Source organism: Klebsiella sp. PK18 (assembly GCF_057784655.1).
In genome coordinates, this window is the sequence record NZ_CM173493.1 from 5,587,420 (window position 1) to 5,614,214 (window position 26,795).

At 55.6% G+C, this 26,795-nt stretch carries 25 protein-coding genes; 14 read left to right on the forward strand and 11 right to left on the reverse strand.

Annotation, left to right across the window (positions count from 1 at the left end; genetic code table 11):
• Positions 1–37 precede the first annotated feature (37 nt).
• The 13 genes from atpG to AC3EMD_RS27380 all read left to right on the forward strand — a co-directional run bounded on the left by atpG (position 38) and on the right by AC3EMD_RS27380 (position 15,870).
• On the forward strand, positions 38–901 hold the full coding sequence (gene atpG / locus AC3EMD_RS27320) for a F0F1 ATP synthase subunit gamma (RefSeq protein ID WP_008806722.1): 864 nt from the start codon (positions 38–40) through the stop codon (positions 899–901).
• A gap of 26 nt (positions 902–927) precedes the next feature.
• A complete protein-coding gene (gene atpD / locus AC3EMD_RS27325) occupies positions 928–2,310 on the forward strand; it encodes a F0F1 ATP synthase subunit beta (protein WP_008806723.1) in 1,383 nt (460 codons plus the stop codon).
• A gap of 20 nt (positions 2,311–2,330) precedes the next feature.
• Positions 2,331–2,750, forward strand: a complete 420-nt coding sequence (locus AC3EMD_RS27330; RefSeq protein WP_008806724.1) for a F0F1 ATP synthase subunit epsilon — start codon at positions 2,331–2,333, stop codon at positions 2,748–2,750.
• Between the two features lie 693 nt (positions 2,751–3,443).
• Positions 3,444–4,814, forward strand: coding sequence for a bifunctional UDP-N-acetylglucosamine diphosphorylase/glucosamine-1-phosphate N-acetyltransferase GlmU (gene glmU / locus AC3EMD_RS27335; protein WP_008806726.1), 1,371 nt, complete (start codon positions 3,444–3,446; stop codon positions 4,812–4,814).
• Between the two features lie 183 nt (positions 4,815–4,997).
• Positions 4,998–6,827 carry a glutamine--fructose-6-phosphate transaminase (isomerizing) gene (glmS, locus tag AC3EMD_RS27340; protein WP_008806727.1) on the forward strand — a complete coding sequence of 610 codons (1,830 nt, stop codon included), beginning with the start codon at positions 4,998–5,000 and terminating at the stop codon, positions 6,825–6,827.
• Between the two features lie 337 nt (positions 6,828–7,164).
• On the forward strand, positions 7,165–8,205 hold the full coding sequence (gene pstS, locus AC3EMD_RS27345; protein ID WP_012543307.1) for a phosphate ABC transporter substrate-binding protein PstS: 1,041 nt from the start codon (positions 7,165–7,167) through the stop codon (positions 8,203–8,205).
• 128 nt (positions 8,206–8,333) lie between these two features.
• Entirely contained in the window at positions 8,334–9,293 is a 960-nt protein-coding gene (gene pstC, locus AC3EMD_RS27350) for a phosphate ABC transporter permease PstC (protein ID WP_004145004.1), read from the forward strand.
• Positions 9,293–10,183, forward strand: coding sequence for a phosphate ABC transporter permease PstA (gene pstA, locus AC3EMD_RS27355; protein ID WP_008806730.1), 891 nt, complete (start codon positions 9,293–9,295; stop codon positions 10,181–10,183). The genes pstC and pstA overlap by 1 nt, the downstream gene beginning before the upstream one ends.
• Positions 10,184–10,230: 47 nt before the next feature.
• Complete coding sequence (gene pstB / locus AC3EMD_RS27360) at positions 10,231–11,004, forward strand: phosphate ABC transporter ATP-binding protein PstB (RefSeq protein ID WP_004145006.1); 774 nt, start codon at positions 10,231–10,233, stop codon at positions 11,002–11,004.
• Positions 11,005–11,054: 50 nt separating this feature from the next.
• A complete protein-coding gene (gene phoU, locus AC3EMD_RS27365; RefSeq protein ID WP_004145007.1) occupies positions 11,055–11,780 on the forward strand; it encodes a phosphate signaling complex protein PhoU in 726 nt (241 codons plus the stop codon).
• 481 nt (positions 11,781–12,261) lie between these two features.
• Positions 12,262–13,896 carry a carbohydrate porin gene (locus AC3EMD_RS27370; protein WP_008806731.1) on the forward strand — a complete coding sequence of 545 codons (1,635 nt, stop codon included), beginning with the start codon at positions 12,262–12,264 and terminating at the stop codon, positions 13,894–13,896.
• 38 nt (positions 13,897–13,934) lie between these two features.
• The gene (locus AC3EMD_RS27375) at positions 13,935–15,101 is read left to right on the forward strand and encodes an alpha/beta hydrolase-fold protein (protein WP_012969244.1); all 1,167 of its coding nucleotides are present in this window, start codon (positions 13,935–13,937) and stop codon (positions 15,099–15,101) included.
• Positions 15,102–15,150: 49 nt separating this feature from the next.
• Positions 15,151–15,870 carry a glucosamine-6-phosphate deaminase gene (locus AC3EMD_RS27380; RefSeq protein ID WP_008806733.1) on the forward strand — a complete coding sequence of 240 codons (720 nt, stop codon included), beginning with the start codon at positions 15,151–15,153 and terminating at the stop codon, positions 15,868–15,870.
• A gap of 79 nt (positions 15,871–15,949) precedes the next feature.
• Here the strand turns inward: AC3EMD_RS27380 and yieH are convergent, their stop codons facing one another.
• The gene (gene yieH, locus AC3EMD_RS27385) at positions 15,950–16,615 is read right to left on the reverse strand and encodes a 6-phosphogluconate phosphatase (RefSeq protein WP_012543308.1); all 666 of its coding nucleotides are present in this window, start codon (positions 16,613–16,615) and stop codon (positions 15,950–15,952) included.
• Positions 16,616–16,785: 170 nt separating this feature from the next.
• Here yieH and AC3EMD_RS27390 point away from each other — a divergent pair, with 170 nt between their 5' ends.
• Positions 16,786–18,123 (forward strand): NCS2 family permease, encoded by a 1,338-nt coding sequence (locus tag AC3EMD_RS27390; RefSeq protein WP_008806735.1) that lies wholly within the window; start codon positions 16,786–16,788, stop codon positions 18,121–18,123.
• A gap of 45 nt (positions 18,124–18,168) precedes the next feature.
• On the opposite strand, the gene AC3EMD_RS27395 is transcribed toward AC3EMD_RS27390, so the two are convergent.
• The 10 genes from AC3EMD_RS27395 to rpmH form a co-directional block, all read right to left on the reverse strand.
• The gene (locus AC3EMD_RS27395) at positions 18,169–18,735 is read right to left on the reverse strand and encodes an NADPH-dependent FMN reductase (RefSeq protein WP_302073868.1); all 567 of its coding nucleotides are present in this window, start codon (positions 18,733–18,735) and stop codon (positions 18,169–18,171) included.
• A gap of 36 nt (positions 18,736–18,771) precedes the next feature.
• Positions 18,772–19,341 (reverse strand): 4'-phosphopantetheinyl transferase family protein, encoded by a 570-nt coding sequence (locus AC3EMD_RS27400; RefSeq protein ID WP_162493349.1) that lies wholly within the window; start codon positions 19,339–19,341, stop codon positions 18,772–18,774.
• Between the two features lie 309 nt (positions 19,342–19,650).
• On the reverse strand, positions 19,651–20,610 hold the full coding sequence (gene yidZ, locus AC3EMD_RS27405; RefSeq protein WP_004151541.1) for an HTH-type transcriptional regulator YidZ: 960 nt from the start codon (positions 20,608–20,610) through the stop codon (positions 19,651–19,653).
• Positions 20,585–21,763 (reverse strand): MFS transporter, encoded by a 1,179-nt coding sequence (locus AC3EMD_RS27410; RefSeq protein ID WP_016162022.1) that lies wholly within the window; start codon positions 21,761–21,763, stop codon positions 20,585–20,587. Before AC3EMD_RS27410 ends, yidZ begins: the two co-directional genes overlap by 26 nt.
• 99 nt (positions 21,764–21,862) lie before the next feature.
• Positions 21,863–22,282 carry a GNAT family N-acetyltransferase gene (locus AC3EMD_RS27415; RefSeq protein ID WP_012969248.1) on the reverse strand — a complete coding sequence of 140 codons (420 nt, stop codon included), beginning with the start codon at positions 22,280–22,282 and terminating at the stop codon, positions 21,863–21,865.
• 119 nt (positions 22,283–22,401) lie between these two features.
• A complete protein-coding gene (gene mnmE, locus AC3EMD_RS27420; protein ID WP_008806740.1) occupies positions 22,402–23,766 on the reverse strand; it encodes a tRNA uridine-5-carboxymethylaminomethyl(34) synthesis GTPase MnmE in 1,365 nt (454 codons plus the stop codon).
• 122 nt (positions 23,767–23,888) lie between these two features.
• Positions 23,889–25,535 (reverse strand): membrane protein insertase YidC, encoded by a 1,647-nt coding sequence (gene yidC / locus AC3EMD_RS27425; RefSeq protein ID WP_012967005.1) that lies wholly within the window; start codon positions 25,533–25,535, stop codon positions 23,889–23,891.
• Between the two features lie 2 nt (positions 25,536–25,537).
• Positions 25,538–25,795, reverse strand: coding sequence for a membrane protein insertion efficiency factor YidD (gene yidD / locus AC3EMD_RS27430; protein ID WP_004151536.1), 258 nt, complete (start codon positions 25,793–25,795; stop codon positions 25,538–25,540).
• Complete coding sequence (gene rnpA, locus AC3EMD_RS27435) at positions 25,759–26,118, reverse strand: ribonuclease P protein component (RefSeq protein ID WP_004151535.1); 360 nt, start codon at positions 26,116–26,118, stop codon at positions 25,759–25,761. The genes yidD and rnpA overlap by 37 nt, the downstream gene beginning before the upstream one ends.
• 15 nt (positions 26,119–26,133) lie before the next feature.
• Positions 26,134–26,274, reverse strand: a complete 141-nt coding sequence (gene rpmH / locus AC3EMD_RS27440; RefSeq protein WP_000831330.1) for a 50S ribosomal protein L34 — start codon at positions 26,272–26,274, stop codon at positions 26,134–26,136.
• Positions 26,275–26,795: the final 521 nt, after the last annotated feature.

The window sequence follows — 26,795 nt, forward strand, 5'->3', positions numbered from 1 at the left end:
GTCTTAGGACAGGCCGCAAGGCATTGAGGAGAAGCTCATGGCCGGCGCAAAAGAGATACGTAGTAAGATCGCAAGCGTCCAGAACACGCAAAAGATCACTAAAGCGATGGAGATGGTCGCCGCTTCCAAGATGCGTAAATCGCAGGAGCGTATGGCGGCCAGCCGTCCTTACGCAGATACTATGCGCAAAGTGATTGGTCACCTTGCGAACGGTAATCTGGAATATAAGCACCCTTACCTGGAAGAACGCGACGTTAAGCGCGTGGGCTACCTGGTGGTGTCGACCGACCGTGGTCTGTGCGGCGGCTTGAACATTAATCTGTTCAAGAAACTGCTGGCGGAAATGAAAGCATGGTCCGATAAAGGCGTTCAGTGCGACCTCGCAATGATCGGCTCTAAGGGCGTCTCTTTCTTTAACGCCGTTGGCGGTAACGTGGTTGCACAGGTGACCGGTATGGGGGATAACCCCTCCCTGTCCGAACTGATCGGCCCGGTAAAAGTGATGTTGCAGGCCTATGATGAAGGCCGTCTGGACAAGCTGTACGTTGTCAGCAACAAATTTATTAACACCATGTCTCAGGTTCCGACGATCACTCAGCTGCTGCCGTTACCGGCATCAGAAGACGCTGATCTGAAACGTAAATCCTGGGATTACCTGTACGAACCCGATCCGAAAGCGCTGCTGGATACCCTCCTGCGTCGTTATGTCGAATCTCAGGTCTATCAGGGCGTGGTAGAAAACCTGGCCAGCGAGCAGGCCGCACGTATGGTGGCGATGAAAGCCGCGACCGACAATGGCGGCAGCCTGATTAAAGAGCTGCAGTTGGTATACAACAAAGCTCGACAGGCCAGCATTACTCAGGAACTCACCGAGATCGTCGGTGGTGCATCCGCGGTATAACCAGGTTAATTCGTAGAGGATTCAAGATGGCTACTGGAAAAATTGTCCAGGTAATCGGCGCCGTAGTTGACGTCGAATTCCCTCAGGATGCCGTACCGCGCGTGTACGAAGCTCTTGAGGTGCAGAATGGTAAAGAAGTTCTGGTGCTGGAAGTTCAGCAGCAGCTCGGCGGCGGTATCGTTCGTACCATCGCCATGGGGTCTTCCGATGGTCTTCGCCGCGGTCTGGAAGTAAAAGACCTCGAGCACCCAATCGAAGTCCCGGTAGGTAAAGCAACACTGGGTCGTATCATGAACGTACTGGGTCAGCCGGTCGACATGAAAGGCGACATCGGTGAAGAAGAGCGTTGGGCTATCCACCGCGCAGCACCTTCCTATGAAGAGCTGTCCAGCTCTCAGGAACTGCTGGAAACCGGTATCAAAGTTATCGACCTGATGTGTCCGTTCGCGAAGGGCGGTAAAGTTGGTCTGTTCGGTGGTGCGGGTGTAGGTAAAACCGTAAACATGATGGAGCTGATCCGTAACATCGCGATCGAGCACTCCGGTTACTCTGTGTTTGCGGGCGTCGGTGAGCGTACTCGTGAGGGTAACGACTTCTACCACGAAATGACCGACTCCAACGTTATCGATAAAGTATCCCTGGTGTACGGCCAGATGAACGAGCCGCCGGGAAACCGTCTGCGCGTTGCGCTGACCGGCCTGACCATGGCTGAGAAATTCCGTGACGAAGGTCGTGACGTTCTGCTGTTCGTCGATAACATCTATCGTTACACCCTGGCCGGTACTGAAGTATCCGCACTGCTGGGTCGTATGCCTTCAGCGGTAGGTTATCAGCCGACTCTGGCGGAAGAGATGGGCGTTCTCCAGGAACGTATCACCTCCACCAAAACCGGTTCTATCACCTCCGTACAGGCGGTATACGTACCGGCGGATGACTTAACTGACCCATCCCCAGCCACTACCTTTGCTCACTTAGATGCAACCGTAGTACTGAGCCGTCAGATCGCTTCCCTGGGTATTTACCCGGCCGTTGACCCGCTGGACTCCACCAGCCGTCAGCTGGATCCGCTGGTTGTTGGTCAGGAACACTACGACACCGCGCGTGGCGTTCAGTCCATCCTGCAGCGTTATCAGGAACTGAAAGATATCATCGCCATCCTCGGTATGGACGAACTGTCTGAAGAAGACAAACTGGTGGTAGCTCGCGCACGTAAGATCCAGCGCTTCCTGTCCCAGCCGTTCTTCGTAGCAGAAGTCTTTACCGGTTCTCCGGGCAAATACGTGGCGCTGAAAGACACTATCCGTGGCTTTAAAGGCATCATGGAAGGCGAATACGATCACCTGCCAGAGCAGGCGTTCTACATGGTCGGTTCCATCGACGAAGCTGTGGAAAAAGCCAAAAAACTTTAACGCCTTAATCGGAGGGTGATATGGCAATGACTTACCACCTGGACGTCGTCAGCGCAGAGTTACAAATGTTCTCTGGTCTGGTCGAAAAAATCCAGGTAACGGGTAGCGAAGGTGAACTGGGTATTTACCCGGGACACGCGCCGCTGCTCACCGCCATTAAGCCTGGTATGATTCGCATCGTTAAACAGCACGGTCATGAAGAGTTTATCTATCTGTCTGGCGGCATTCTTGAAGTGCAGCCTGGCAGCGTGACCGTTCTGGCGGATACCGCAATTCGCGGTCAGGACCTCGACGAAGCGCGAGCGCTGGAAGCGAAACGCAAAGCCGAAGAGCACATTAAGAGCTCCCATGGCGATGTGGATTACGCTCAGGCGTCTGCGGAACTGGCCAAAGCGATCGCTAAACTGCGCGTTATCGAGTTGACCAAAAAAGCGATGTAACACCGGCTTGAACGTAAAAAGCCAGTCTGGTTTCCAGGCTGGCTTTTTTTATGGCCAGCGGCTGGCGAGCGGATAAAGTGAAAACAGGATCCACCCTTAATTGTTATTGATTAGTTAAATGATGAGGCGTAGACTCTATTTTTGTGATGTATGTCACATAAAGAGCGTTATCAAACTGCACCTGCGTCAGGAAATCATCATGAAACTGTTCCATAAAATCATCGCCAAATTCAGCGTACTGAGCTTCTAAGCCACGCGCTATTCCCCGGCTTGCACGACGTATCGCCCATCAAAACGACAACACTGGCGATGTGCAACCGGTAAATGAAGGTCACCTGGCGGTGGCCTTTTGTATTTTATTGATGCCACCAATCACTTCAGCTCTTCCCTGCCTGCGGCTGATTTACACTCAGTCGGCTCATCTCCTGTTGATCTCCGCCAATAGGGCCGCGCTCTGCCGCTTTATTCAGGTGGCGAAAAAACAGCAAAAGCAGTGAGATAGTCAATGATTACCCTCCCCACCCCCCTTTTTCAGCGTTAAACTGATTTGCAGTGGTTAAAAATAGCGTCATAAAATGGTGTATAACCGCGGGCTTGGGCGTTTTCTCCACGTCTCGTTTTATGATGAAAAATATGTAGAAATTTCAACGTGAAAGGCTTTTACTTTCCGTTCTAACTACCGTCAGGATGAGTATGTCAAATAGTGCGATGAGCGTGGTTATCCTTGCCGCAGGCAAAGGGACCCGCATGTATTCCGATCTTCCTAAGGTGCTGCATACCCTGGCCGGGAAGCCAATGGTGCAGCATGTCATTGATGCCGCTAACGATTTAGGCGCATGTGCGGTGCATCTGGTGTACGGTCACGGTGGCGATCTGCTGCGTCAGACCCTCCATGAAGACAACCTGAACTGGGTGCTGCAGGCTGAGCAGCTCGGAACCGGACACGCTATGCAGCAGGCCGCACCCTTCTTCAATGATGATGAAGACATTCTGATGCTCTATGGCGACGTGCCGCTGATCTCGGTTGAGACGTTACAGCGCCTGCGCGCCGCGAAACCACAGGGTGGCATTGGTCTGCTGACGGTGAAGCTGGATGACCCAACGGGCTACGGCCGCATTACCCGTGAAAATGACCAGGTGACGGGCATCGTTGAGCACAAAGATGCCAGCGAGGCCCAGCGCCAGATCCAGGAAATCAACACCGGGATCCTGATCGCCGGCGGAGCAGACCTCAAGCGCTGGCTGGCGAAGCTCACCAATAACAACGCTCAGGGCGAATACTACATCACCGATATCATCGCCATGGCGTATCAGGAAGGGCGCGAGATCGTCGCGGTGCATCCGCAGCGCCTGAGCGAAGTCGAAGGCGTCAACAATCGCCTGCAGCTTGCGCGCCTGGAGCGCGTCTACCAGGCTGAGCAGGCAGAAAAATTACTGCTGGCGGGCGTGATGCTGCGCGATCCGGCGCGTTTCGATCTGCGCGGTACGCTGCAGCACGGGCGCGATGTGGAGATCGATACTAACGTTATTCTGGAAGGCAATGTGGTGCTGGGCGATCGTGTGAAAATCGGCGCCGGCTGCGTGATCAAAAACAGCACCATCGGCGATGACTGCGAAATTAGCCCCTATAGCGTGGTGGAAGATGCCCAGCTGCAGGCTGCCTGCACCATCGGCCCATTTGCCCGTCTGCGTCCAGGCGCCGAACTGCTGGAAGGCGCCCACGTTGGCAACTTCGTGGAAATGAAAAAAGCGCGTCTCGGGAAAGGCTCCAAGGCGGGTCATCTGACCTATCTGGGCGATGCGGAGATCGGTGATAACGTCAATATCGGCGCGGGCACCATCACCTGCAACTACGATGGTGCGAACAAGCATAAAACGATTATTGGCGATGATGTCTTTGTCGGCTCGGATACCCAGCTGGTGGCGCCCGTCACGGTAGGCAACGGCGTCACTATCGCCGCCGGGACCACCGTCACGCGCAATATCGCCGATAACGAACTGGTGTTGAGCCGCGTACCGCAGGTCCACAAACAGGGCTGGCAGCGTCCGGTGAAGAAGAAATAATTTGGATTATCGCCGGGGAAATATGCCCGGCGAACCAGGATGAGAGGGTCAATATAGACCCCCGTCCGCAGGCAGTACCATAACAATAACCCCACTCTCTACAAGGCTCGGGGCGCCCGGAAAACGGGCAAATACAGGTCAGCGACAACGCATGGCATATCGCCATTATCAGGAAATTTAACTATGTGTGGAATTGTTGGCGCAGTCGCGCAGCGTGATATTGCTGAAATCCTTCTCGAAGGTTTACGTCGTCTGGAATACCGTGGGTATGACTCTGCCGGTCTGGCGGTGGTCGACAGCGAAGGTCATATGACCCGCGTGCGTCGCCTGGGTAAAGTTCAGATGCTGGCTCAGGCGGTAGAAGAGCAGCCGTTACATGGTGGTACCGGGATCGCCCATACTCGCTGGGCGACGCACGGCGAACCGTCCGAGAGCAATGCGCATCCGCATGTTTCTGAACACATTGTGGTGGTCCATAACGGGATCATTGAGAACCATGAGCCGCTGCGTGCCCTGCTGCAGTCTCGTGGTTATGTCTTCGTCACCGAGACCGATACCGAAGTTATCGCCCATCTGGTGCACTGGGAGCTGGAACAAGGCGGTACCTTGCGTGAAGCCGTGCTGCGCGCTATTCCGCAGCTGCGCGGCGCCTACGGTACGGTGATCATGGATACCCGTGACCCGGGAACCCTGCTGGCGGCCCGCTCCGGTAGCCCACTGGTGATTGGCCTGGGAATGGGCGAAAACTTTATCGCTTCCGACCAGCTGGCATTGCTGCCAGTGACCCGCCGCTTTATCTTCCTCGAAGAGGGCGATATTGCCGAAGTCACTCGCCGCTCGGTGGTGATTTTCGATAAATCTGGCGCGGAAGTGAAACGCCAGGAGATCGAATCCAATCTGCAGTATGACGCTGGCGATAAAGGTATCTACCGCCACTATATGCAGAAAGAGATTTTCGAGCAGCCGAACGCGATTAAAAACACCCTGACCGGGCGCATCAGCCATGGCGAAGTGGATCTCAGCGAGCTGGGGCCGAACGCCAATGAAATGCTGGCTCAGGTTGAACATATTCAGATTGTTGCCTGCGGGACTTCCTATAACTCCGGGATGGTCTCCCGTTACTGGTTCGAAGCATTAGCTGGCGTCCCGTGCGATGTAGAAATCGCCTCGGAATTCCGCTATCGCAAGTCCGCGGTGCGTCGCAATAGCCTGATGATCACCCTCTCCCAGTCGGGTGAAACCGCCGATACCCTGGCGGCGCTGCGTCTGTCGAAAGAGCTGGGCTATCTCGGCTCGCTGGCTATCTGCAACGTACCGGGCTCGTCACTGGTGCGTGAGTCCGATCTGGCGCTGATGACCAAAGCCGGAACGGAAATCGGCGTGGCCTCGACCAAAGCCTTTACCACTCAGCTAACCGTGCTGTTGATGCTGGTGGCGAAGCTGGCGCGACTGAAAGGTCAGGATGCGTCTATCGAGCATGATATCGTGCACGGCCTTCAGGCCCTGCCGAACCGTATTGAGCAGATGCTCTCCCAGGACAAGCGTATTGAGCAGCTGGCGGAGCGTTTCTCTGATAAGCACCATGCGCTGTTCCTTGGCCGCGGCGATCAGTACCCGATCGCCATGGAAGGGGCGCTGAAGCTGAAAGAGATCTCCTACATTCACGCGGAAGCCTATGCGGCGGGCGAGCTTAAGCACGGCCCGCTGGCGCTGATTGATGCGGAAATGCCGGTGATTGTGGTGGCGCCGAACAACGAGTTGCTGGAAAAACTGAAATCCAACATCGAAGAGGTTCGTGCCCGCGGCGGTGAGCTGTATGTCTTCGCCGACGGTGAAGCCGGCTTCAACGGTAGCGACAACATGCACATCATCGAGATGCCGCATGTCGAAGAGACGATCGCCCCTATCTTCTATACGGTACCGCTGCAGCTGTTGGCTTATCACGTCGCGCTGATCAAAGGCACTGACGTTGACCAGCCGCGTAACCTGGCGAAATCGGTAACGGTTGAGTAAAACCATCATTACTTGCAAAGGGCTGCCGGCGGCGGCCCTTTTTATTTTCACCTGCTGTTTATTACCGAACTTGCGCGAAATATTTTGGCTGGCGGTAGGTGACAAACGAACGTTTTGCGGTCCGATTTCGCTGTCATAAAAAGAAAACTATTCTGTCATTGCACGGTCATGATTACAGATAACTATCTGAGTTATATATTTATTATTTGCTGTAAAATCCCTTCTTTCGGCCTGTCATAAAACTGTCATAATTCGTACATTTTACTGTCACCTCTTTGACCTATTTTGCTCACCATAGCCTCGAAACAATGATTTACGAATCCCAGCAGGAGACATTATGAACGTTATGCGTACCACCGTCGCAACAGTTGTCGCCGCGACCTTATCAATGAGCGCTTTCTCTGCCTTCGCAGCAGCAAGCCTGACTGGCGCAGGCGCAACTTTCCCTGCGCCGGTGTATGCCAAATGGGCTGACACCTATCAGAAAGAAACCGGCAATAAAGTGAACTACCAGGGTATTGGTTCCTCTGGTGGCGTTAAGCAGATTATTGCCAACACCGTTGATTTCGGTGCTTCTGATGCTCCGCTGGCTGATGACAAACTGACCCAGGAAGGTCTGTTCCAGTTCCCGACCGTGATTGGCGGCGTGGTACTGGCGGTTAACCTGCCTGGCGTGAAATCCGGCGAACTGGTGCTGGATGGCAAAACCCTCGGTGATATCTACCTGGGTAAAATTAAAAAATGGGATGACGCAGCGATCGCTAAACTCAACCCGGGCCTGAAGCTGCCGTCGCAGAACATCGCCGTGGTCCGCCGCGCCGATGGTTCCGGTACCTCCTTCGTCTTCACCAGCTACCTGTCCAAAGTGAATGAAGAGTGGAAATCGAAAATCGGCGCCGGCTCTACCGTTAACTGGCCAACCGGCCTGGGCGGTAAAGGCAACGACGGTATCGCCGCCTTTGTTCAGCGTCTGCCGGGCTCGATTGGTTACGTTGAATACGCTTACGCCAAGCAAAACAACCTCGCGTATACCAAGCTGGTCTCTGCCGACGGCAAGCCGGTTAGCCCGACTGAAGACAACTTCGCTAACGCCGCAAAAGGCGTTGACTGGAGCAAGTCTTTCGCTCAGGACCTGACCAACCAGAAAGGCGAAAATGCATGGCCGATCACCTCAACCACCTTCATCCTGGTGCATAAGGCGACCAACAAGCCGGAACAGACCGCTGAAGTGCTGAAGTTCTTCGACTGGGCGTATAAAAACGGCGGGAAAGAAGCGAATGCGCTGGATTACGCGACGCTGCCGGAAAGCGTGGTAGAGCAGGTTCGCGCGGCATGGAAAACCAACGTCAAAGACAGCAGCGGTAAAGCGCTGTACTAACAGTAGATTTTTGACGAAGATGGCGGGGGCGTTCAGGCGCTGCCCGCCCTACGGTTCAGACTGTAGGCCCGGGAGCGAACGCCACCGGGCATTTATTCGAACAAGTTTTAATACGTAAAGAGTAATCTATGGCTGCAACCAAGCCTGCATTTACCCCTCCGGGGAAAAAGGGTGACATGATTTTCAGTGCGCTGGTAAAACTGGCTGCGCTGATTGTGCTATTGATGCTGGGCGGCATCATCGTTTCCCTGATCATCTCTTCCTGGCCGAGCATTCAAAAGTTTGGCTTTGCTTTTTTGTGGACCAAAGAGTGGGATGCGCCCAACGAAATCTTCGGCGCGCTGGTACCGATTTACGGAACCCTGGTGACCTCCTTTATCGCGCTGCTGATCGCCGTCCCAGTGAGCTTTGGCATCGCGCTGTTTCTGACCGAACTGTCCCCCGCCTGGCTCAAGCGTCCGCTGGGCATTGCGATTGAGCTGCTGGCGGCAATCCCGAGTATCGTGTACGGCATGTGGGGCCTGTTTATTTTCGCCCCGCTGTTTGCGACTTACTTCCAGGAGCCGGTCGGTAACGTCCTGTCGACCATCCCGTTCGTCGGCGCGCTGTTTGCCGGCCCGGCGTTTGGTATCGGTATTCTCGCCGCTGGCGTCATTCTGGCCATCATGATCATCCCTTACATCGCCGCGGTCATGCGTGATGTTTTCGAACAGACGCCGGTGATGATGAAAGAGTCGGCCTATGGCATCGGCTGTACCACCTGGGAGGTGATCTGGCGCATTGTCTTACCGTTCACCAAGAATGGGGTGATCGGCGGGGTGATGCTCGGTCTGGGCCGCGCGCTGGGTGAAACCATGGCGGTTACTTTTATCATCGGCAACACCTACCAGCTCGACAGCATCTCGTTGTATATGCCAGGGAATAGTATTACCTCCGCGCTGGCTAATGAGTTCGCCGAAGCGGAAACCGGCCTGCACGTGGCGGCGCTGATGGAGCTGGGCCTGATCCTGTTCGTTATCACCTTTATCGTTCTTGCCGCGTCTAAGTTCATGATTATGCGCCTCGCGAAGAATGAGGGGGCACGCTAATGGCGACCATTGAATTGCAAACCTCTACCGAGCTGGCGGAGTCCCGTCGCAAGATGCAGGCCAAACGTCGTATGAAGAACCGTATCGCTCTGGCGCTGTCGATGGCGACCATGGCGTTTGGTTTGTTCTGGCTTATCTGGATCCTGATGGCGACGATAACCCGCGGTTTCGATGGCATGAGTCTGGCGCTCTTCACCGAAATGACGCCGCCGCCGAATACGGCGGGCGGTGGCCTGGCTAACGCCCTCGCCGGCAGCGGCCTGCTGATCCTGTGGGCAACCGTCTTTGGTACGCCGCTGGGTATCCTTGCCGGAATTTATCTGGCGGAGTATGGCCGCAAATCGGTGCTGGCGGAAATCATCCGTTTTATCAACGATATTCTGCTTTCCGCGCCGTCTATCGTGGTCGGCCTGTTTGTCTACACCATCGTGGTGGCGCAGATGCAGCACTTCTCGGGCTGGGCGGGCGTTATCGCGCTGGCGCTGCTGCAGGTGCCTATCGTTATTCGTACCACCGAAAACATGCTGAAGCTGGTGCCGGATAGCCTGCGTGAAGCGGCCTATGCGCTGGGGACGCCGAAGTGGAAGATGATCTCGGCGATCACCCTGAAAGCGTCCGTCTCAGGGATTATGACCGGGATCCTGCTGGCTATCGCCCGTATCGCCGGGGAAACGGCGCCGCTGCTGTTCACTGCGCTGTCCAACCAGTTCTGGAGCACCGACATGATGCAGCCGATTGCTAACCTGCCGGTGACCATTTTCAAATTTGCCATGAGTCCGTTTGCGGAGTGGCAGCAACTGGCATGGGCCGGGGTATTGATTATCACCCTGTGCGTCTTGCTGCTGAACATCCTGGCGCGCGTTATCTTCGCCAAGAAGAAACACGGTTAATTTTTTGCGGCGCAGCGAATGCTGCGCTGAATGAGGAAGAGATAGAGATGAGTATGGTGAATACAGCTCCGGGTAAGATTTCAGTTCGTAACCTGAACTTCTACTACGGCAAATTCCATGCCCTGAAGAACATCAACCTGGATATCACCAAAAACCAGGTGACGGCGTTTATCGGTCCGTCAGGCTGTGGTAAATCCACCCTGCTGCGCACGTTCAACAAAATGTTCGAACTGTATCCGGAGCAGCGCGCGGAAGGCGAGATCCTGCTGGATGGCGACAACATTCTGACCAACACCCAGGATATCGCCCTGCTGCGCGCTAAGGTTGGCATGGTGTTCCAGAAACCAACGCCGTTCCCGATGTCCATTTATGACAATATCGCCTTCGGCGTGCGCCTGTTTGAAAAGCTGTCCCGTGCCGATATGGACGAGCGCGTGCAGTGGGCGCTGACCAAAGCCGCATTATGGAACGAAACCAAAGATAAATTGCACCAGAGCGGGTATTCTCTCTCCGGTGGCCAGCAACAGCGCCTGTGCATCGCGCGCGGTATCGCGATCCGCCCGGAAGTGCTGCTGCTTGATGAGCCGTGCTCCGCGCTGGACCCGATCTCCACCGGGCGTATCGAAGAGCTGATCACCGAGCTGAAACAGGACTACACCGTCGTTATCGTGACTCACAACATGCAGCAGGCTGCGCGTTGCTCCGACCATACGGCATTTATGTATCTTGGCGAGCTGATTGAGTTCAGCAACACGGACGACCTGTTCACCAAGCCCGCAAAGAAACAAACTGAAGATTATATTACTGGCCGCTACGGTTGATTTGCCCTTGTGCTTTCAGGCTCTCACCAGTTGGGCAATCAGGAGACACCATGGACAACCTAAATCTTAACAAACATATTTCCGGCCAGTTCAACGCTGAACTGGAGTATATCCGCACCCAGGTGATGACCATGGGTGGGCTGGTGGAGCAACAGCTTTCTGATGCGATCACCGCCATGCATAACCAGGACAGCGATCTGGCGAAACGCGTCATCGACGGCGACAAGCAGGTCAACATGATGGAAGTGGCGATCGACGAGGCCTGCGTGCGCATCATCGCCAAGCGCCAGCCGACCGCCAGCGACCTGCGTCTGGTGATGGCGATCATCAAGACTATCGCTGAGCTGGAACGCATCGGCGACGTGGCGGATAAAATCTGCCGCACCGCGCTGGAGAAGTTTTCCCAGCAGCACCAGCCGCTGCTGGTGAGCCTCGAATCGCTGGGCCGTCACACGGTGCAGATGCTGCATGACGTACTGGATGCGTTTGCGCGTATGGATCTCGACGAAGCGGTACGTATCTATCGCGAAGATAAGAAAGTCGACCAGGAGTATGAAGGCATTGTGCGCCAGCTGATGACCTACATGATGGAAGACTCGCGCACTATCCCCAGCGTCCTGACCGCGCTGTTCTGCGCGCGCTCCATCGAGCGTATTGGCGACCGCTGCCAGAATATCTGCGAATATATTTTCTACTTCGTCAAAGGTCAGGATTTCCGTCACGTTGGCGGCGATGAGCTGGATAAACTGCTCGCCGGCAAAGATCCGAAAGAGTAATAATCATTCTGTCTAATTCTGGTAAATGGCTTTATCAGAATTAGATATGATTTACCCCGCGGCAGCGAGATTGCTGAGATTATCGTCACAATTAACAATCTGCCCGTTTGAGTTATTCATTTTATCGCGTAACAATCAACGCCCACTCCTGAGCTTAAACGCTCAGGGTGGTTTAAACGGATTGTCACTGCGACAGCAGGCAAAACCTGATATTGCCCCTACGGCGGCGGTATCAGGTTTTTTTGTTTTATGCGGGCCAATAATGGCTGAATGAGGGTTGCTACCGCGATGTGCGGGCAAAACCTGAAGAGGATTATCTGTTAAGGCAGATGGTCTTCTTCAGGTTTTTTTTGCTTTTGTCTAACTGCAAAAATAACAGCCGCCGCGACCTCAAACGGTATGGATAGGGCTATTAGAACCTGCGCGGGATGGTTGTTGCTGTCGTGTTTTATTTACGCCAATGCTTATATAAAGGAATATTATGATGAGAAAAAACAGGATCGCTTCGGCGATAGTCTTGCTGGCGCCTCTTTGTTATTCCACCACTCTGATAGCAAGCCCGTTGACGGTGGAGCAACGACTTGAGCTGCTGGAGAAAGCGCTCAAAGACACGCAAAAAGAGCTCAAAAAATATCAGGACCAGGAGAGAAAAAGAGACCAGATTTGGGCCTCATGGTCTCCGCCTGCGGAAGGTCAGAAGCGCAAGACCGGGGTGGCGGCCGCCGGTCCGAAAACGGCGGTTAAACCGGATGCGGTGCTGGTTAAAAATCAACAACCTGCCACGGATGGCGCGCCAGCCTACAGCGCGATGACGCTGAAAGATTTTAGCACGTTCGTGAAAGATGAAATTGGCTTCAGCTATAACGGCTACTTCCGTTCCGGCTGGGGCACCGCCTCGCACGGCTCGCCAAAATCGTGGGCGATCGGTTCGCTTGGCCGCCTGGGCAATGAATATTCCGGCTGGTTCGATCTGCAGCTGAAGCAGCGGGTGTTTCAGGAAGGTGATAAACGCGTTGATGCCATCGTGATGCTCGACGGGAACGTCGGCCAGCAGTACTCCTCAGGCTGGTTTGGTGACAATGCCGGCGGCGAAAACTACATCCAGTTCTCGGATATGTACGTTAACACCAAAGGGTTCCTGCCGTTTGCCCCGGAAGCCGATTTCTGGGTCGGCAAACACGGGGCGCCAAAAATCGAAATCCAGATGCTGGACTGGAAAACGCAGAGAACCGATGCGGCGGCCGGCGTGGGGCTGGAAAACTGGCAGGTGGGCGCCGGGAAATTCGATATCGCATTGGTCCGCGAAGATGTCGATGATTACGATCGTTCTTTGAGCAATAAGCAGCAAATTAACACCAATACTCTGGACGTTCGCTACAAAGAGATTCCGCTGTGGGATAAAGCCAGCCTGATGGTCAGCGGACGCTATGTCGCCGCGAATCAAAGTTCCTCAGAGAAATATAAAGAGGGCAATGAAGGTTATTATCCGTGGAAAGATACCTGGATGGCAGGCACTTCGTTAACACAGAAATGGGCAAACGGCGGCTTTAATGAATTCTCTTTCTTACTGGCGAATAATTCTATTGCCAGCAGCTTCTCGCGCTATGCCGGATCCAGCCCCTATACCACCTTTAACGGCCGCTATTATGGCGATCATACCAATGGCACCGCCGTGCGCTTAACCTCGCAGGGGGAAACCTATTTACGCGATGACGTTATTATGGCGAATGCCATCGTCTACTCCTTTGGTAACGATGTCTATAGCTACGAAACCGGGGCCCACTCCGATTTTGAATCCATTCGCACGGTCCTGCGACCGGCTTATATCTGGGATAAATATAACCAGACCGGCGTTGAGCTAGGATACTTCAAACAGCAAAACAAAGATGTTACCGGCAAGAAATATAACGAGTCCGGCTACAAGACCACGCTGTTCCATACCTTCAAAGTCAATACCAGTATGCTGACCTCGCGCCCGGAAATTCGCTTCTATGCCACCTATATTAAAGCGAAGGATATCGACCTGGATAAGGCAGCGAATAATACCACCAGCATTTTTGAAGACGGTAAAAACGATCAGTTTGCCGTGGGGGCGCAGGCGGAAATCTGGTGGTAAGACGATAACAGAACGGACACAACGGAAGAGGACTAACGATGAAACGACATGCAATGTATTTCGCACTGGCGCTGGCGGGCGCGGCATTTACCCTCCAGGCGGCGCCATTACCCGCGATGCCGGATCCCACCCTGCCGGTGAGCCACTTTATTACCCAGGTTAACGCGGATAAGAGTATCACTTATCGCCTGTTTGCTCCTGATGCCCGGCGGGTGTCGGTAGTGACCGGCGCCACGCCGGACTCCTTTGTCTCACACGACATGACCAAAGAGGCTCAGGGGGTGTGGACATGGAAAAGTGAGCCGATGAAACCCAATCTCTATGAATACTATTTCGATGTGGATGGCTTCCGCTCGGTGGATACCGGCAGCCGCTATCAGAAGCCGCAGCGCCAGGTGAATACCAGTTTGATTCTGGTACCTGGTAGTATTCTCGACGATCGGGCGGTCGCGCATGGCGATCTGCGCACCCTCACCTATCACTCGAAGGCACTGAACGCCGAACGTCGTCTCTATGTCTGGACGCCGCCGGGCTATAGCGGAACCGGCGATCCGCTGCCGGTGCTCTATTTCTATCATGGCTTTGGCGACAGCGGTCTGTCGGCCATCGATCAGGGGCGTATCCCGCAGATCATGGATAACCTGCTGGCGGAGGGCAAAATCAAGCCGATGCTGGTGGTGGTCCCGGATACCGAAACCGATACCCCGGAAGCGATAGCGGAAAACTTTCCGCCGCAGGAGCGGCGCAAAAACTTCTATCCGCTCAATGCGCAGGCGGCGGATAACGAGTTGATGCAGGATATCATTCCGCTGATCGATACCCGGTTTAACGTGCGTAAAGATGCCGACGGCCGGGCGCTGGCTGGCCTGTCACAGGGCGGTTATCAGGCTCTGGTTTCCGGAATGAACCATCTGGATAGCTTTGGCTGGCTCGCCACCTTTAGCGGCGTTACGACCACGACAGTGCCGAATGCCGGCGTGGAAGCGCAGCTGAAGCAGCCTGACGCGATCAATAAGCAGCTGCGCAACTTTACCGTGGTCGTCGGGGAAAAAGATTCCGTTACCGGCAACGATATCGCGGGTCTGAAACGCGAGCTGGAAAAACAGAAGATCAACTTCGACTATCACTCGTATCCTGGCCTGAACCATGAAATGGACGTCTGGCGCCCGGCCTACGCCGAGTTTGTGCAGAAACTGTTTAAATAACCGTTAGGGGGCCTTCAGCCCCCGTTTTGTGCTTGTGAAGGACGACAAGATGAAAATGATTGTGACCGAAGATTATGAAGAGATGAGCCTGGTCGCCAGCCATCATGTTCTGGGCTATATCACGGCACCGCGGCGGGTGAATCTCGCCGTGACGGCCGGCAGCACGCCAAAGCGGATGTATGAGCATCTAACCGCCGCCGTGAAAGGCAAAGCATTCTATGATCGGGTGCACTATTACAACTTCGATGAGATCCCCTTTCGCGGCCAGTCGCGAGAAGGCGTCACGATATCTAATCTGCGCCAGCTGTTTTTTACCCCGGCGCAGATCAAAGAAGAGAACATTCACAAGCTGACGCTGGACAACGCCGCTCAGCACGATCGCCAGCTGGAAGAGGCTGGCGGCCTTGATCTGATGGTGCTGGGGCTGGGGGCTGACGGCCATTTTTGCGGCAACCTGCCGAATACCACCCGCTTTCATGATCAGACGGTCGAAGTGCCGATTCATGGGGAAATGATTGGTATTGTCGCTAACGGCGAGATGGGCGGGGATTTTTCCGTCGTGCCCGATAGCTATGTCACCATGGGGCCGAGAAGCGTGATGGCGGCAAAAAATCTGCTGTTGATCGTGAGCGGCGCGGCGAAGGCGCAAGCCCTTAAGCAGGTGGTTGAAGGCCCGGTCAGCGAGCAGGTGCCGGCGTCGGTGCTCAAATTACACCCTTCACTGGTGATTATTGCCGATAAAGCGGCAGTCACTGAATTGCAGCCATAACCAGTCGCTGATTCTATTCCCCGCTTGCACAGACGCTTAGCGGGGCTACATCGATGCCAACGTGCCGCTCACCAGGCCCTTAACGCGTGATATCCCAGCCGCGCGCTTGCCACAATGCCGGCAGCTCTGCCAGATCGGTAAAGGTCGTCACTTTGGGATGATCGATCGGCTGGTTATGCGGATCGGCGCAGAAATAAAACACCTCCATGCCGGCGGCAATCCCCGACTGAGCACCGGCGCTGGAGTCATCCACCAGGATACAGTTTTCGGCTTTTACCTGCATGGCCTCTGCCGCATGAAACATCAGCGCCGGGTCAGGCTTCCAGCGCTGAATATCATAGCCGCTGTACAAGCGGTCAGCGAAATGGTGCAGCAGGCCGGTGCGGCCAAGAGAGTGCTGCATTTTACTGACCGGACCATTGGAGACCACGCACATCGGGACGCTTACCGCATCCAGCAGCGCCTGGGCTCCGGCAATCACCTCCAGTTCGCTATCAAACAGGCGAGCGACCTCCGCACGGTAAATTGGCTCCAGCGTCGCTTTTTGCAGGTTAACGCCATGCTCAACGTTGATGGTGTCGATAATTTCGTACAGCTTCACCCCTTTGAAGCGCTTAAAAATCTCGGCAAGGTCCAGCGTAATGCCGAATTCCTGGAACATGTGAACGTAGGCGCGGGAGCAAATCACCTCACTGTCGACCAGTGTGCCGTCACAGTCAAAAAATACTGCTTCTGGTTGAGTCATAGTCTTTCCGTATTAACAAGTTTAACGTTTTCGTCATGCCCAATGCCGCGACGCAATCGTTGCCGTATAAGCAAAATAAATGAAAAAAATTACCATACAACTGCGCCGGGTGCCCTGTTTTGGTATAGGATAGCCTCGAATTTTCCCTCCTTTACGTTCGGAAACCGATAATGAGTCAACAACAAACCAGCCAGTCTTCTGGCCAGGGTCTGCTGGAGCGCGTATTTAAACTGCGCGAGCACGGCACCACAGTGCGCACGGAAGCGATCGCCGGTTTCACCACGTTCCTGACGATGGTGTATATCGTTTTTGTTAACCCACAAATTCTTGGCGTAGCGGGCATGGATACCAGCGCCGTGTTTGTGACCACCTGTCTGATTGCTGCGTTCGGCAGTATCCTGATGGGTCTGTTCGCGAACCTGCCGGTGGCTCTTGCGCCGGCGATGGGTCTGAACGCCTTCTTCGCCTTCGTGGTGGTGCAGGCGATGGGCCTGCCGTGGCAGGTAGGCATGGGCGCGATTTTCTGGGGCGCCGTCGGTCTGCTGCTGCTGACGATTTTCCGTGTACGCTACTGGATGATCGCCAATATTCCGGTGAGCCTGCGCGTCGGTATCACCAGCGGTATCGGCCTGTTTATCGGCATGATGGGTCTGAAAAATGCCGGGGTTATCGTCGCTAACCCGGAAACGCTGGTCAGCATTGGTCATCTGACCTCCCACAGTGTGCTGCTGGGCATTCTGGGCTTCTTTATCATCGCGATTCTGGCATCACGTAACATTCATGCCGCGGTCCTGGTGTCTATTGTGGTCACCACCCTGCTGGGCTGGATGCTGGGCGATGTGCACTACACCGGCATCGTCTCCGCGCCGCCGAGCGTGACGTCGGTGATTGGTCATGTCGATCTGGCGGGCTCCCTGAACCTGGGCCTGGCCGGTGTGATCTTCTCGTTTATGCTGGTCAACCTGTTTGACTCCTCCGGGACGCTGATTGGCGTCACCGATAAAGCGGGTCTGGCTGATGCACAGGGTAAATTCCCGCGCATGAAGCAAGCGCTGTTTGTCGACAGCGTCTCGTCGGTGGCGGGTTCCTTCATCGGTACTTCGTCGGTGACGGCCTATATCGAATCCTCCTCCGGCGTTTCCGTGGGCGGGCGCACCGGCCTGACCGCCGTTGTCGTTGGGATCCTGTTCCTGCTGGTTATCTTCCTGTCTCCGTTGGCAGGGATGGTTCCGGCCTATGCCGCCGCCGGCGCGCTGATTTACGTTGGCGTGCTGATGACCTCCAGCCTCGCGCGCGTGAAGTGGGATGACCTGACGGAAGCGGTACCGGCGTTTATCACCGCGGTGATGATGCCGTTTAGCTTCTCAATCACCGAAGGTATCGCCTTAGGCTTTATCTCTTACTGCGTGATGAAGATCGGTACCGGCCGTCTGCGCGAGCTCAGCCCGTGCGTGATTATCGTCTCGCTGCTGTTCGTGCTGAAAATTGTCTTTATCGATGCACATTAATCCGCACGCATGATGAAAAAGCCCGGCATCGCTGCCGGGCTTTTTTTATGCTTTAACCCGCCGAATATAGTCGCCAAAGGCGGTCAGCTGGCCACGCAGATGGTCGAGGGTGCTCTGATCGACTACTTCACCCGACTGCGGATCCACTTTGTTCTGGATGACGCCGCCCATAAATTCCGGTTTATTCATTACCATCGCATCAAGGAAGACCAGAATCTGGCGCAAATGATACTGGCAGCGCGCACCGCCGATGGCGCCCATTGAGCTGGTCTGAATCAGTACCGGTTTGCCGGACAGCGGCTGCTCGGGCAGGCGTGACAGCCAGTCGATGGCGTTTTTCAGGCCGCCAGGCACGGAATAGTTATACTCGGGAGTGACGATCACCACGCCATCCGCTTCGCGGATCTGTTGCGCAATATCCTGCACGCGCTGTGGGAACCCCTCTTCCTCCTGCATATCAGCATCGTACAGCGGGATATCACCGATCGACGGCAGCGCGGAGATATCCATGCCCGCTGGCGCGATGCCGGGCAGGGTGCGCGCGACCATTCCATTAAACGACCCTTTGCGCAGGCTGCCGAGTAACGTAACCACTTTTAAGGAATCTGACATGATTGCTCCTTTGTATCATGATGCCGGCAAAACCGGTCAATTGAGGGATAAGGTTTTTTCCATCGGTAAGCTGGTAAAACGCATCAGACGGGCCGACGGTTCGCGTGCGCGCTGCTGAGCATCCGGCAGGCTGCGCCATTCGCCCCCCTTAGCATCATATTCCCAGACCTTCAGCGAGCCGATATTTGGGCTGGCGGCAATCGACCACACCAGCAGCGATTCGGCATCACAGACGGCTTCGATCGGCTGGCTACCGGCGGTGCGCAGGCGGCCAGAACCCGGCAGCAGCTGCGTTGATGCTTCGCCGGTCAGTTTCAACACGCTTCGCCGCAGGGCCACCAGCTGGCTACGCGCTTCATCCGGGTCATGCTGAATGTTAATCCACAGATTTTCATTGTTACTGAAATTGTGCCGGTCGGCGTCGTGACCACGCACCGTGCGCTGCAGTTCCATGTCGAGGCCACAATCCCCCTCGGTGGTCAGCGCGACGCCAACAATATTGCCAGTATAAGAGATAGAGAAGCGAGGAAGATGACGATCGCTAAAAACCGGTCGGCCATTGGCTTCATTGATGATTTCAGGCAGCTCGCTGATACCGTAAAGCATAAACAGCAGTTCGGCGAGTAGCGAACGCGAAGCGCGAAAGCGAGCCTGGCGGTATTCAGGGAGTAGGCGTGCGGATTGATGACAGGCCGCTGACAAACGTGTCGATAGCGGCTCCCCGGTACTAAGTATCCCTCTTGCAAAATGCGTTGCCATACGTCGCTCCGTGAGTAATGGTCTGGATAAAATTGCGGGCGCTATTATCGCCTGGTATTAACAGGTTTTAATGCCGAAATCCCCCCTTGAAAAGGGAATTTGTTTGAATTTTACAAATTCTTGCGCAAATAAGGGGCGATAGACACGAAACAAGGCTTACAGCGTACCGGAATAGAGTGCTTTCAGCGTATCTCTAAGCCAGACGAGCTTCGGGTTGTAGCTGTTGCGCTTATGCCATAGCAGGGTGAAGGGAACGCGCAGCTTTTCCAGATGCTGCGCCTCCAGCGGTAGCGGCCGGGAGACTAGCGGCAGCTGGTGCTGCTGATTATAGTGCTGGCAGTAGCGCGGCGCGGTAGCCAGCATGGTGTGTTGCGGTTGAGCGGCCATAAAAAGCGATTGTTCAAACCCTGGCACGGTCAGCGCCACGTTACGCTTATACCCCAGCTCCTGCAGCACATCGTCCAGCGCCCAGGTATCGCGTTGTTCCCAGCAGATAGTGATATGCGGATAGCGTAAGAATGCCGCCAGATCCCACTCTTCCCTGAGCGCTGGATGATCGGCGCGCAGCCAGACCTGCGGCAGGTCGGTGAACAGTACCTCAAAATCGATATACCACGGCAGCAGGCTCAGCAGCTCCCGCGACTGTGGATGGCTTTCACGCCCGCAGAAGCCGATATCCACCTCGCCGCGAATGATGGCGTCCAGCGAGTCGTAGTCCCAGTTGCGCAAACGAATCAATGCCTGCGGATAGCGCTGATAGATGCGCTGGGAGAGGGTATTAAACAGGATCATCAGCAGCGGCGTTTCCGCCGCCAGCTCGAATTTGAGGCCGCTGGGCATGGTGTGGTGTGGTTTATCGAGGATCTGGTTGCCCATCTGCATCCAGTCCGCCAGATCCTGCTCCATGCTGCTGACCAGCGGCGTAGGCGCCAGACCCAGCGGGGTTTTCACAAACAGCGGGTCGTCAAACCAGGCGCGCAGTTTGGCCAGCGACTTGCTCACCGCTGACGGCGAAACGTTCATCCGCTTCGCCGTACGGGTAACGCTGAGCTCCTGGGTCAGGAGCTGCAGGCAGAGGAGTAAATTAAGATCAAGACTCGACAGCGGCTTCTTCATCGTATTGCGCAACCCGCGGCGGGGTGACGACCAGTAATAAAACAAGGCTCACTATGCTACAGGCAATGAGTATCCCGATCAGCATATTCATTGCGCTGAGTCCGATGATGGCGGCGAGCCAAATCCACAGCGATGAACCGCACACCTGCGCGATGCCGAGGACCGAACTGGCGACGCCCGCGCGCAGCGTGAACGGCCCCAGCGCCTGGCTCATTGCGACGCCGAATCCGACGGAGAAGCCGGCGCAAATCATGCCCAACCCGATCAGGGTGAGGGTCTGGCGGGTGGCGAGGCTCAGTGCCAGGCCTGCCGCCAGGAACAGTACCTGCGAGGTCAGCATTAAGGTACGGGGGGTAAACAGCGACAGGGCGAACGGCGTCGAGAAGGAGACCGCCATGCTGATCATCGCCATCAGGGCCATCGCCATTGAGTAAGTTCCCCGGTCGAACCCCATCTCTTCCATCATCAGAACCGGAGAGACGTTCACGTAGGTCAGGATCGCCGTCACGCTGAGGGTGGTAATGAGAATGCGGCTGAGAAAAAAGCGGTTCAGCAGCGACTCACTGCCGCCATGCTGCGGTGTCGCAGTCTGGGGAGGTGCCGTCGGGCGCGTCTCGCGCAGGATAAAGACCGACAGCAAACCGACCATGACGCCCATGCCGGTCATGGTGTAGAACAGGCTCTGCCACGGATATTTCAGCATAATCAGGTGGCCAAGCACCGGCGCCAGGACGGGGATAATGCAGGTAATGCCGTTGAGCAACGACAGCACCTTGGCGCGGCGGCGATCGTCCAGCGTATCGCGCAGGATAGCGAAAGCCACCACGTAGCAGCTGCCGGCGCCGATCCCCTGGATAAAGCGTCCGACGAGGAAGTGGCTGCTGGCGTGCGCCTGGGCGCAGAGCAGGGAGGCGACAACAAAGATCACCGCGCCCACAATGGCGACAGGCTTACGTCCTGACCGGTCGGCGATGCGACCAGCAAACAGCATCGCGGAAGCCATACCGGCCAGATAGACTGAAAAGGCAATATGTAATTGTGCCTCGCTGGCCCCCAGGTCCTGAGCAATACGCGGCAGGCCGACCAGATACATATCGATGCCAGAGGGATAGAGCAGAACCAGGGCGAAACTGCAGAGAAGAAAGCGTGTCATGGGATCCTCGCGATGTGAATGGCGTTCAGCATAGTGAGGAACGCGCCACAAGACGAGTTGCCATTTGGACAACGCTCTTTTCCTGGCAGGAAACGCGAGTTAACGACTCCGGGTTCGCCAGACGCGGGCCATCCCTTCGCTTTCCGGCCGAACGCTTTCAAAGCCGAACTTCGCATACAGCTCCGGCACATCCGCCACCAGCGTAACGTAGGCCCCGTCAAAGGCGTTAGCGTCCAGCCAGGCGATCAGCTTCTCCATCACCAGCCGGCCAAGGCCTTTTCCCTGATGAGCCGGATCGACGGCGACGTCGACAATATCGAAATTAATCGCGCCGTCGCCGACGATACGTCCCATCGCGATCGGCGTCTCCTGCCAGAGGATATGTACGCCGTAACAGCTATGCGGCAGCCCGGCTCTGGCGCCTTCCAGGGGGCGCGGCGACATGCCTGCCGCCACCCGCAGGTGGCAAAACGCTTCGGCGGAGGGCACCTTCTCGATCACGGTATATTCAACGGTCATGCTTTAGTCTCGTGGTAAAAGGGGAGATAAAAGTAGAGAACGTTGCGCCGCAAAGGGCAAGAAAAAACCCGCATTAACGCGGCGTTAATGCGGGTGAGTGAACGTTTACGGACTAAACGTTATTTGCCGATACAGAAGCTGGAGAAGATGCGGCCCAGCAGGTCGTCGGAGGTGAACTCCCCGGTGATCTCGCTCAGCGCCTGCTGCGCGAGGCGCAGCTCTTCCGCCAGCAGCTCCCCGGCCCAGGCGCCCAGCAGCTGGGCTTTGCCCTGCTGCAGATGGTTCGCCGCCTCTTCCAGCGCCTGCAGGTGACGGCGGCGGGCGAGGAAGCCGCCTTCCATGCTGGTATCGAAGCCCATGCTCTGCTTAAGGTGGTTCCGCAGCACCTCCACGCCTTCGCCGGTTCGCGCCGACAGGCGGATCAGTGAGTGGCCATTGACTTCGCTGAGACCCAGCGCTTCGCCAGTGACGTCGGCTTTATTGCGCACCACGGTAATCGGCAGTTTAGCGGGCAGGCGCTCGATAAAGTCCGGCCAGATCTCCGCCGGATCAACGGCGCTGGTGGTGGTGCCGTCGACCATAAACAGCACCCGATCCGCCTGCTCAATCTCCTGCCAGGCGCGCTCGATGCCGATACGCTCCACTTCGTCACTGGCGTCGCGCAGGCCCGCGGTATCGATGATATGCAGCGGCATGCCGTCGATATGGATATGCTCGCGCAGCACGTCGCGGGTGGTGCCCGCAATGTCGGTGACGATCGCCGCTTCGCGGCCCGCCAGGGCGTTGAGCAGGCTCGATTTACCGGCATTAGGTCGCCCGGCGATCACCACTTTCATCCCTTCGCGCAGCAGACTGCCCTGGCGAGCTTCCGCGCGGACGGCGTCGAGGTCGGCCATCACGCCGTTCAGCTGGGCTTCAATTTTGCCGTCGGAGAGGAAATCAATTTCTTCATCCGGGAAATCGATCGCCGCTTCCACGTAGATGCGCAGGTGAGTGAGCGCTTCCACGAGGTGGTTAACCCGCGCGGAGAAGGCCCCTTGCAAGGAGTTCAACGCCGAGCGCGCCGCCTGTTCTGAACTGGCGTCGATGAGGTCGGCGATGGCTTCTGCCTGCGCCAGGTCGAGCTTGTCGTTGAGGAACGCGCGCTCGGAAAACTCGCCCGGCCTGGCGATGCGTACGCCGGGCAACGTCAGAATACGTTTGAGCAGCAGATCGAGAATGACCGGGCCGCCGTGGCCCTGCAGCTCAAGCACATCTTCGCCGGTAAAGGAGTTCGGCCCGGGGAACCACAGCGCAATCCCCTGATCCAGCGGCGTACCGTCAACGTCGTTGAACGGCAGGTAGTCGGCATAGCGCGGCTTCGGCAGCTTGCCGAGTACCGCCTGCGCGACATCGCGCGCCTTAAGGCCGGAGATACGCAGGATGCCCACCCCACCGCGTCCCGGAGGGGTTGCCTGGGCGACGATAGTGTCGTTATGGCTCATGGTGACTCTCTATGTAGATGTAAAAAAGGCGGTCCATTGACCGCCTTCTCTGGCATTAACGTTACCGTAACTACTCTAAATTATCCAAGTCGCAGATGCGTTGGCTTGAAGAATGAAGAGTATCAGGATTTCTTCTTCTCGCGGCTATGCAGGCCACGCTTCTCCAGACCACGGTAAATCAGCTGCTGCTGAATAATGGTCACCAGGTTGCTGACGATGTAGTACACCACCAGGCCAGACGGGAACCACAGGAAGAACACCGTGAAGATGACCGGCATAAAGGTCATGATCTTCTGCTGCATCGGGTCGGTCACGGTGGTTGGCGACATCTTCTGGATGAAGAACATGGTCGCGCCCATGATGATCGGCAGGATGTAGTACGGGTCTTGTGCAGACAGGTCGTGGATCCACAGGATAAACGGCGCATGACGCAGTTCAACCGAGGCGCTCAGCATGTAGTACAGCGCAAGGAAGATCGGCATCTGAATAATCAGCGGGAAGCAGCCACCCAGTGGGTTCACTTTTTCCGCTTTATACAGCGCCATCATCTCCTGGCTTTGACGTTGTTTATCGTCGCCCAGACGCTCACGCATGGCCTGAATCTTCGGCTGCAGCATACGCATCTTCGCCATGGAGGTGTACTGCGCTTTGGTCAGCGGGTACATGATGCCACGAACGATAAAGGTGATAACGATGATCGAGAAGCCCCAGTTGCCGAGGAAGCTGTGGATGAATTTCAGCAGCTTAAACAGCGGTTGGGAGATGAACCACAGCCAGCCATAGTCGACGGTCAGATCCAGGTGCGGCGCAACGGCAGCCATTTTGTCCTGAATAGCCGGGCCGACCCACAGCACGCTCTGCAGTTTGTCGGTTTGACCTGGCTGCACCAGTACCGGCTGCGATTTGTAGCCAATAGCCACAATGCCGTTGCCGAGGTTAGCGGTGTAGAAGTTATTCGTTCCATTATTCTGCGGCACCCACGCGGTGGTGAAGTACTGCTGCAGCATGGCAACCCAACCGTTCTTGGTGCTGACGTTCAGGTTTTCGTTGTCCAGAATGGTATCGAATTTATATTTTTCGTATTTCGTATCTGAAGTCGAGAACGCTGCGCCACGGAAAGTATGCATCGTGGACAGGCCGCCGGTCTGCGTATCGCGACTGGTCGGCAGCGCCGCGGTCTGCTTCAACTGACCGAAGGTCGAGACTTCCAGAGGCTTCTCGCTGGCGTTCTGCACGCTATAACCCACGTTCACCGCATAGCCGCCACGTTTCAGGGTGAAGGTTTTGGTGAAGACGTTGCCGGCTTTGTCGGTGTAGGTCAGCGGAATGACGATTTCATCCTGGCCATCTGCCAGCACAAACGCCTCTTTATCGACGTTGTACAGCGGACGCGGGCCATTCGCCGGGTTATCCGGACCATCACGACCGGTTAAGCCGCTCTGCGCCTGGTAGACAAACTGCGGCGTGGTTTCCAGTAACTGGAACGGTTCGGTCGACTTCAGCGTTTTTGGATACGCCAGAAGCAGCGCCTGCTCAATATCGCCACCGTTGGTGTTGATAGTCAGTTCAAGCACGTCGGTTTTAACCGTAATCAGTTTCCCCTGGCCACTGGCCGGTACGCCCTGGTCGGCGGCGCTACCCGCTGCTGTGGTCGTAGTCTGCGTGGTCTGCTGCTGGGGCTGCGGATTTTTGTCCTGCTCCCAGGCTTGCCAGATCATGAAAGACACGAACAACAAAGCGATGATAAGAAGATTGCGTTGCGAATCCATCGTTAGTGTTCTCTGGTATCAAATGGTCCAGGCGGGACGGGATCGTCACCACCAGGGTGTAAAGGGTGGCATTTTAATACGCGTTTCATTGTCAACCAACTGCCTTTTATCACACCAAACCTGCGTAAGGCCTCAATTCCGTATTGAGAACAGGTTGGGGTGAAACGACAATGCGGCCCGAGTAGCGGACTAATCAGGCGCTGATAAACTCTAATCAGGCCGATCAGGACCCGCGAGCCAGGCGACAATGGCGGCGCCATAATTTTTCCAACGCTTCCGAGAGAGCACGGTTATCGAGGTCGGCAACCCCTCTTTTCGCCACCACCACGAAATCCATTGGCGGGAGTTCATGTTGACGCAAACGAAAACTTTCACGCGTCAGACGTTTAATCCGATTGCGTTCATGTGCGCGTTTCACGTTTTTCTTGGCGACGGTGAGACCGATGCGGGGATGCCCCAGCGAATTCAGGCGGCCGAGGATGGTGATTTGCGGCGTGCCAGCCCGTTGTGGCTGCTGGAAGACGAAAGTGAAATGACTGGGAGTTAACAAGCGTAACTCCCTGGGAAATGCGAGCTTAACCACGCAGGGTTAGCTTTATTACTTGGAAACGGTCAGACGAGCGCGGCCTTTAGCACGACGACGTGCCAGAACCTGACGACCATTTTTAGTAGCCATACGAGCACGGAAGCCGTGAGAACGGTTGCGCTTCAGTACAGACGGTTGAAAAGTGCGTTTCATGGCGATTTCTACCTAAACTTGAATAAATTCACTGACTTTTGCGTAGACCCGAACGAACTTCGAACGACTTACGCCTCAGCGTGGGTGATTAAAGAGGCCGGATTGTAATAATTGTACACTCCGGAGTCAATTCTCTTTCCTTATTTCTCGCACCTCGTCGCACAAAAAATAAGCTGAGACGCGTGACGAAAACGGGCATTACGCGCCGGGTGGGGGATTATACGGCCTGGCCAGTAAAGCGCAAGGATCCTGAAGGATCTTTGTTAGATCGTTTCCGCCCAAAACCAGCATAGCTCATTAATTTTTCCAATATGCGGCGGAAATCGTGCTTCACTCTCCCCAGGATCGATTACACTTACCCGGTTTCGATCCTTCCTGTGGATAAATCGGGAAGAATCTGTTGAGAAACACAAGATCTCTTTCTCAGTTTAGGCTATGATCCCCGGTCCCGATCGCGATCCCCGGATCCGCAACGGGTAATAACCGCAGATAGCGGTTCGCACGTCACCCCTTTTGTGCAG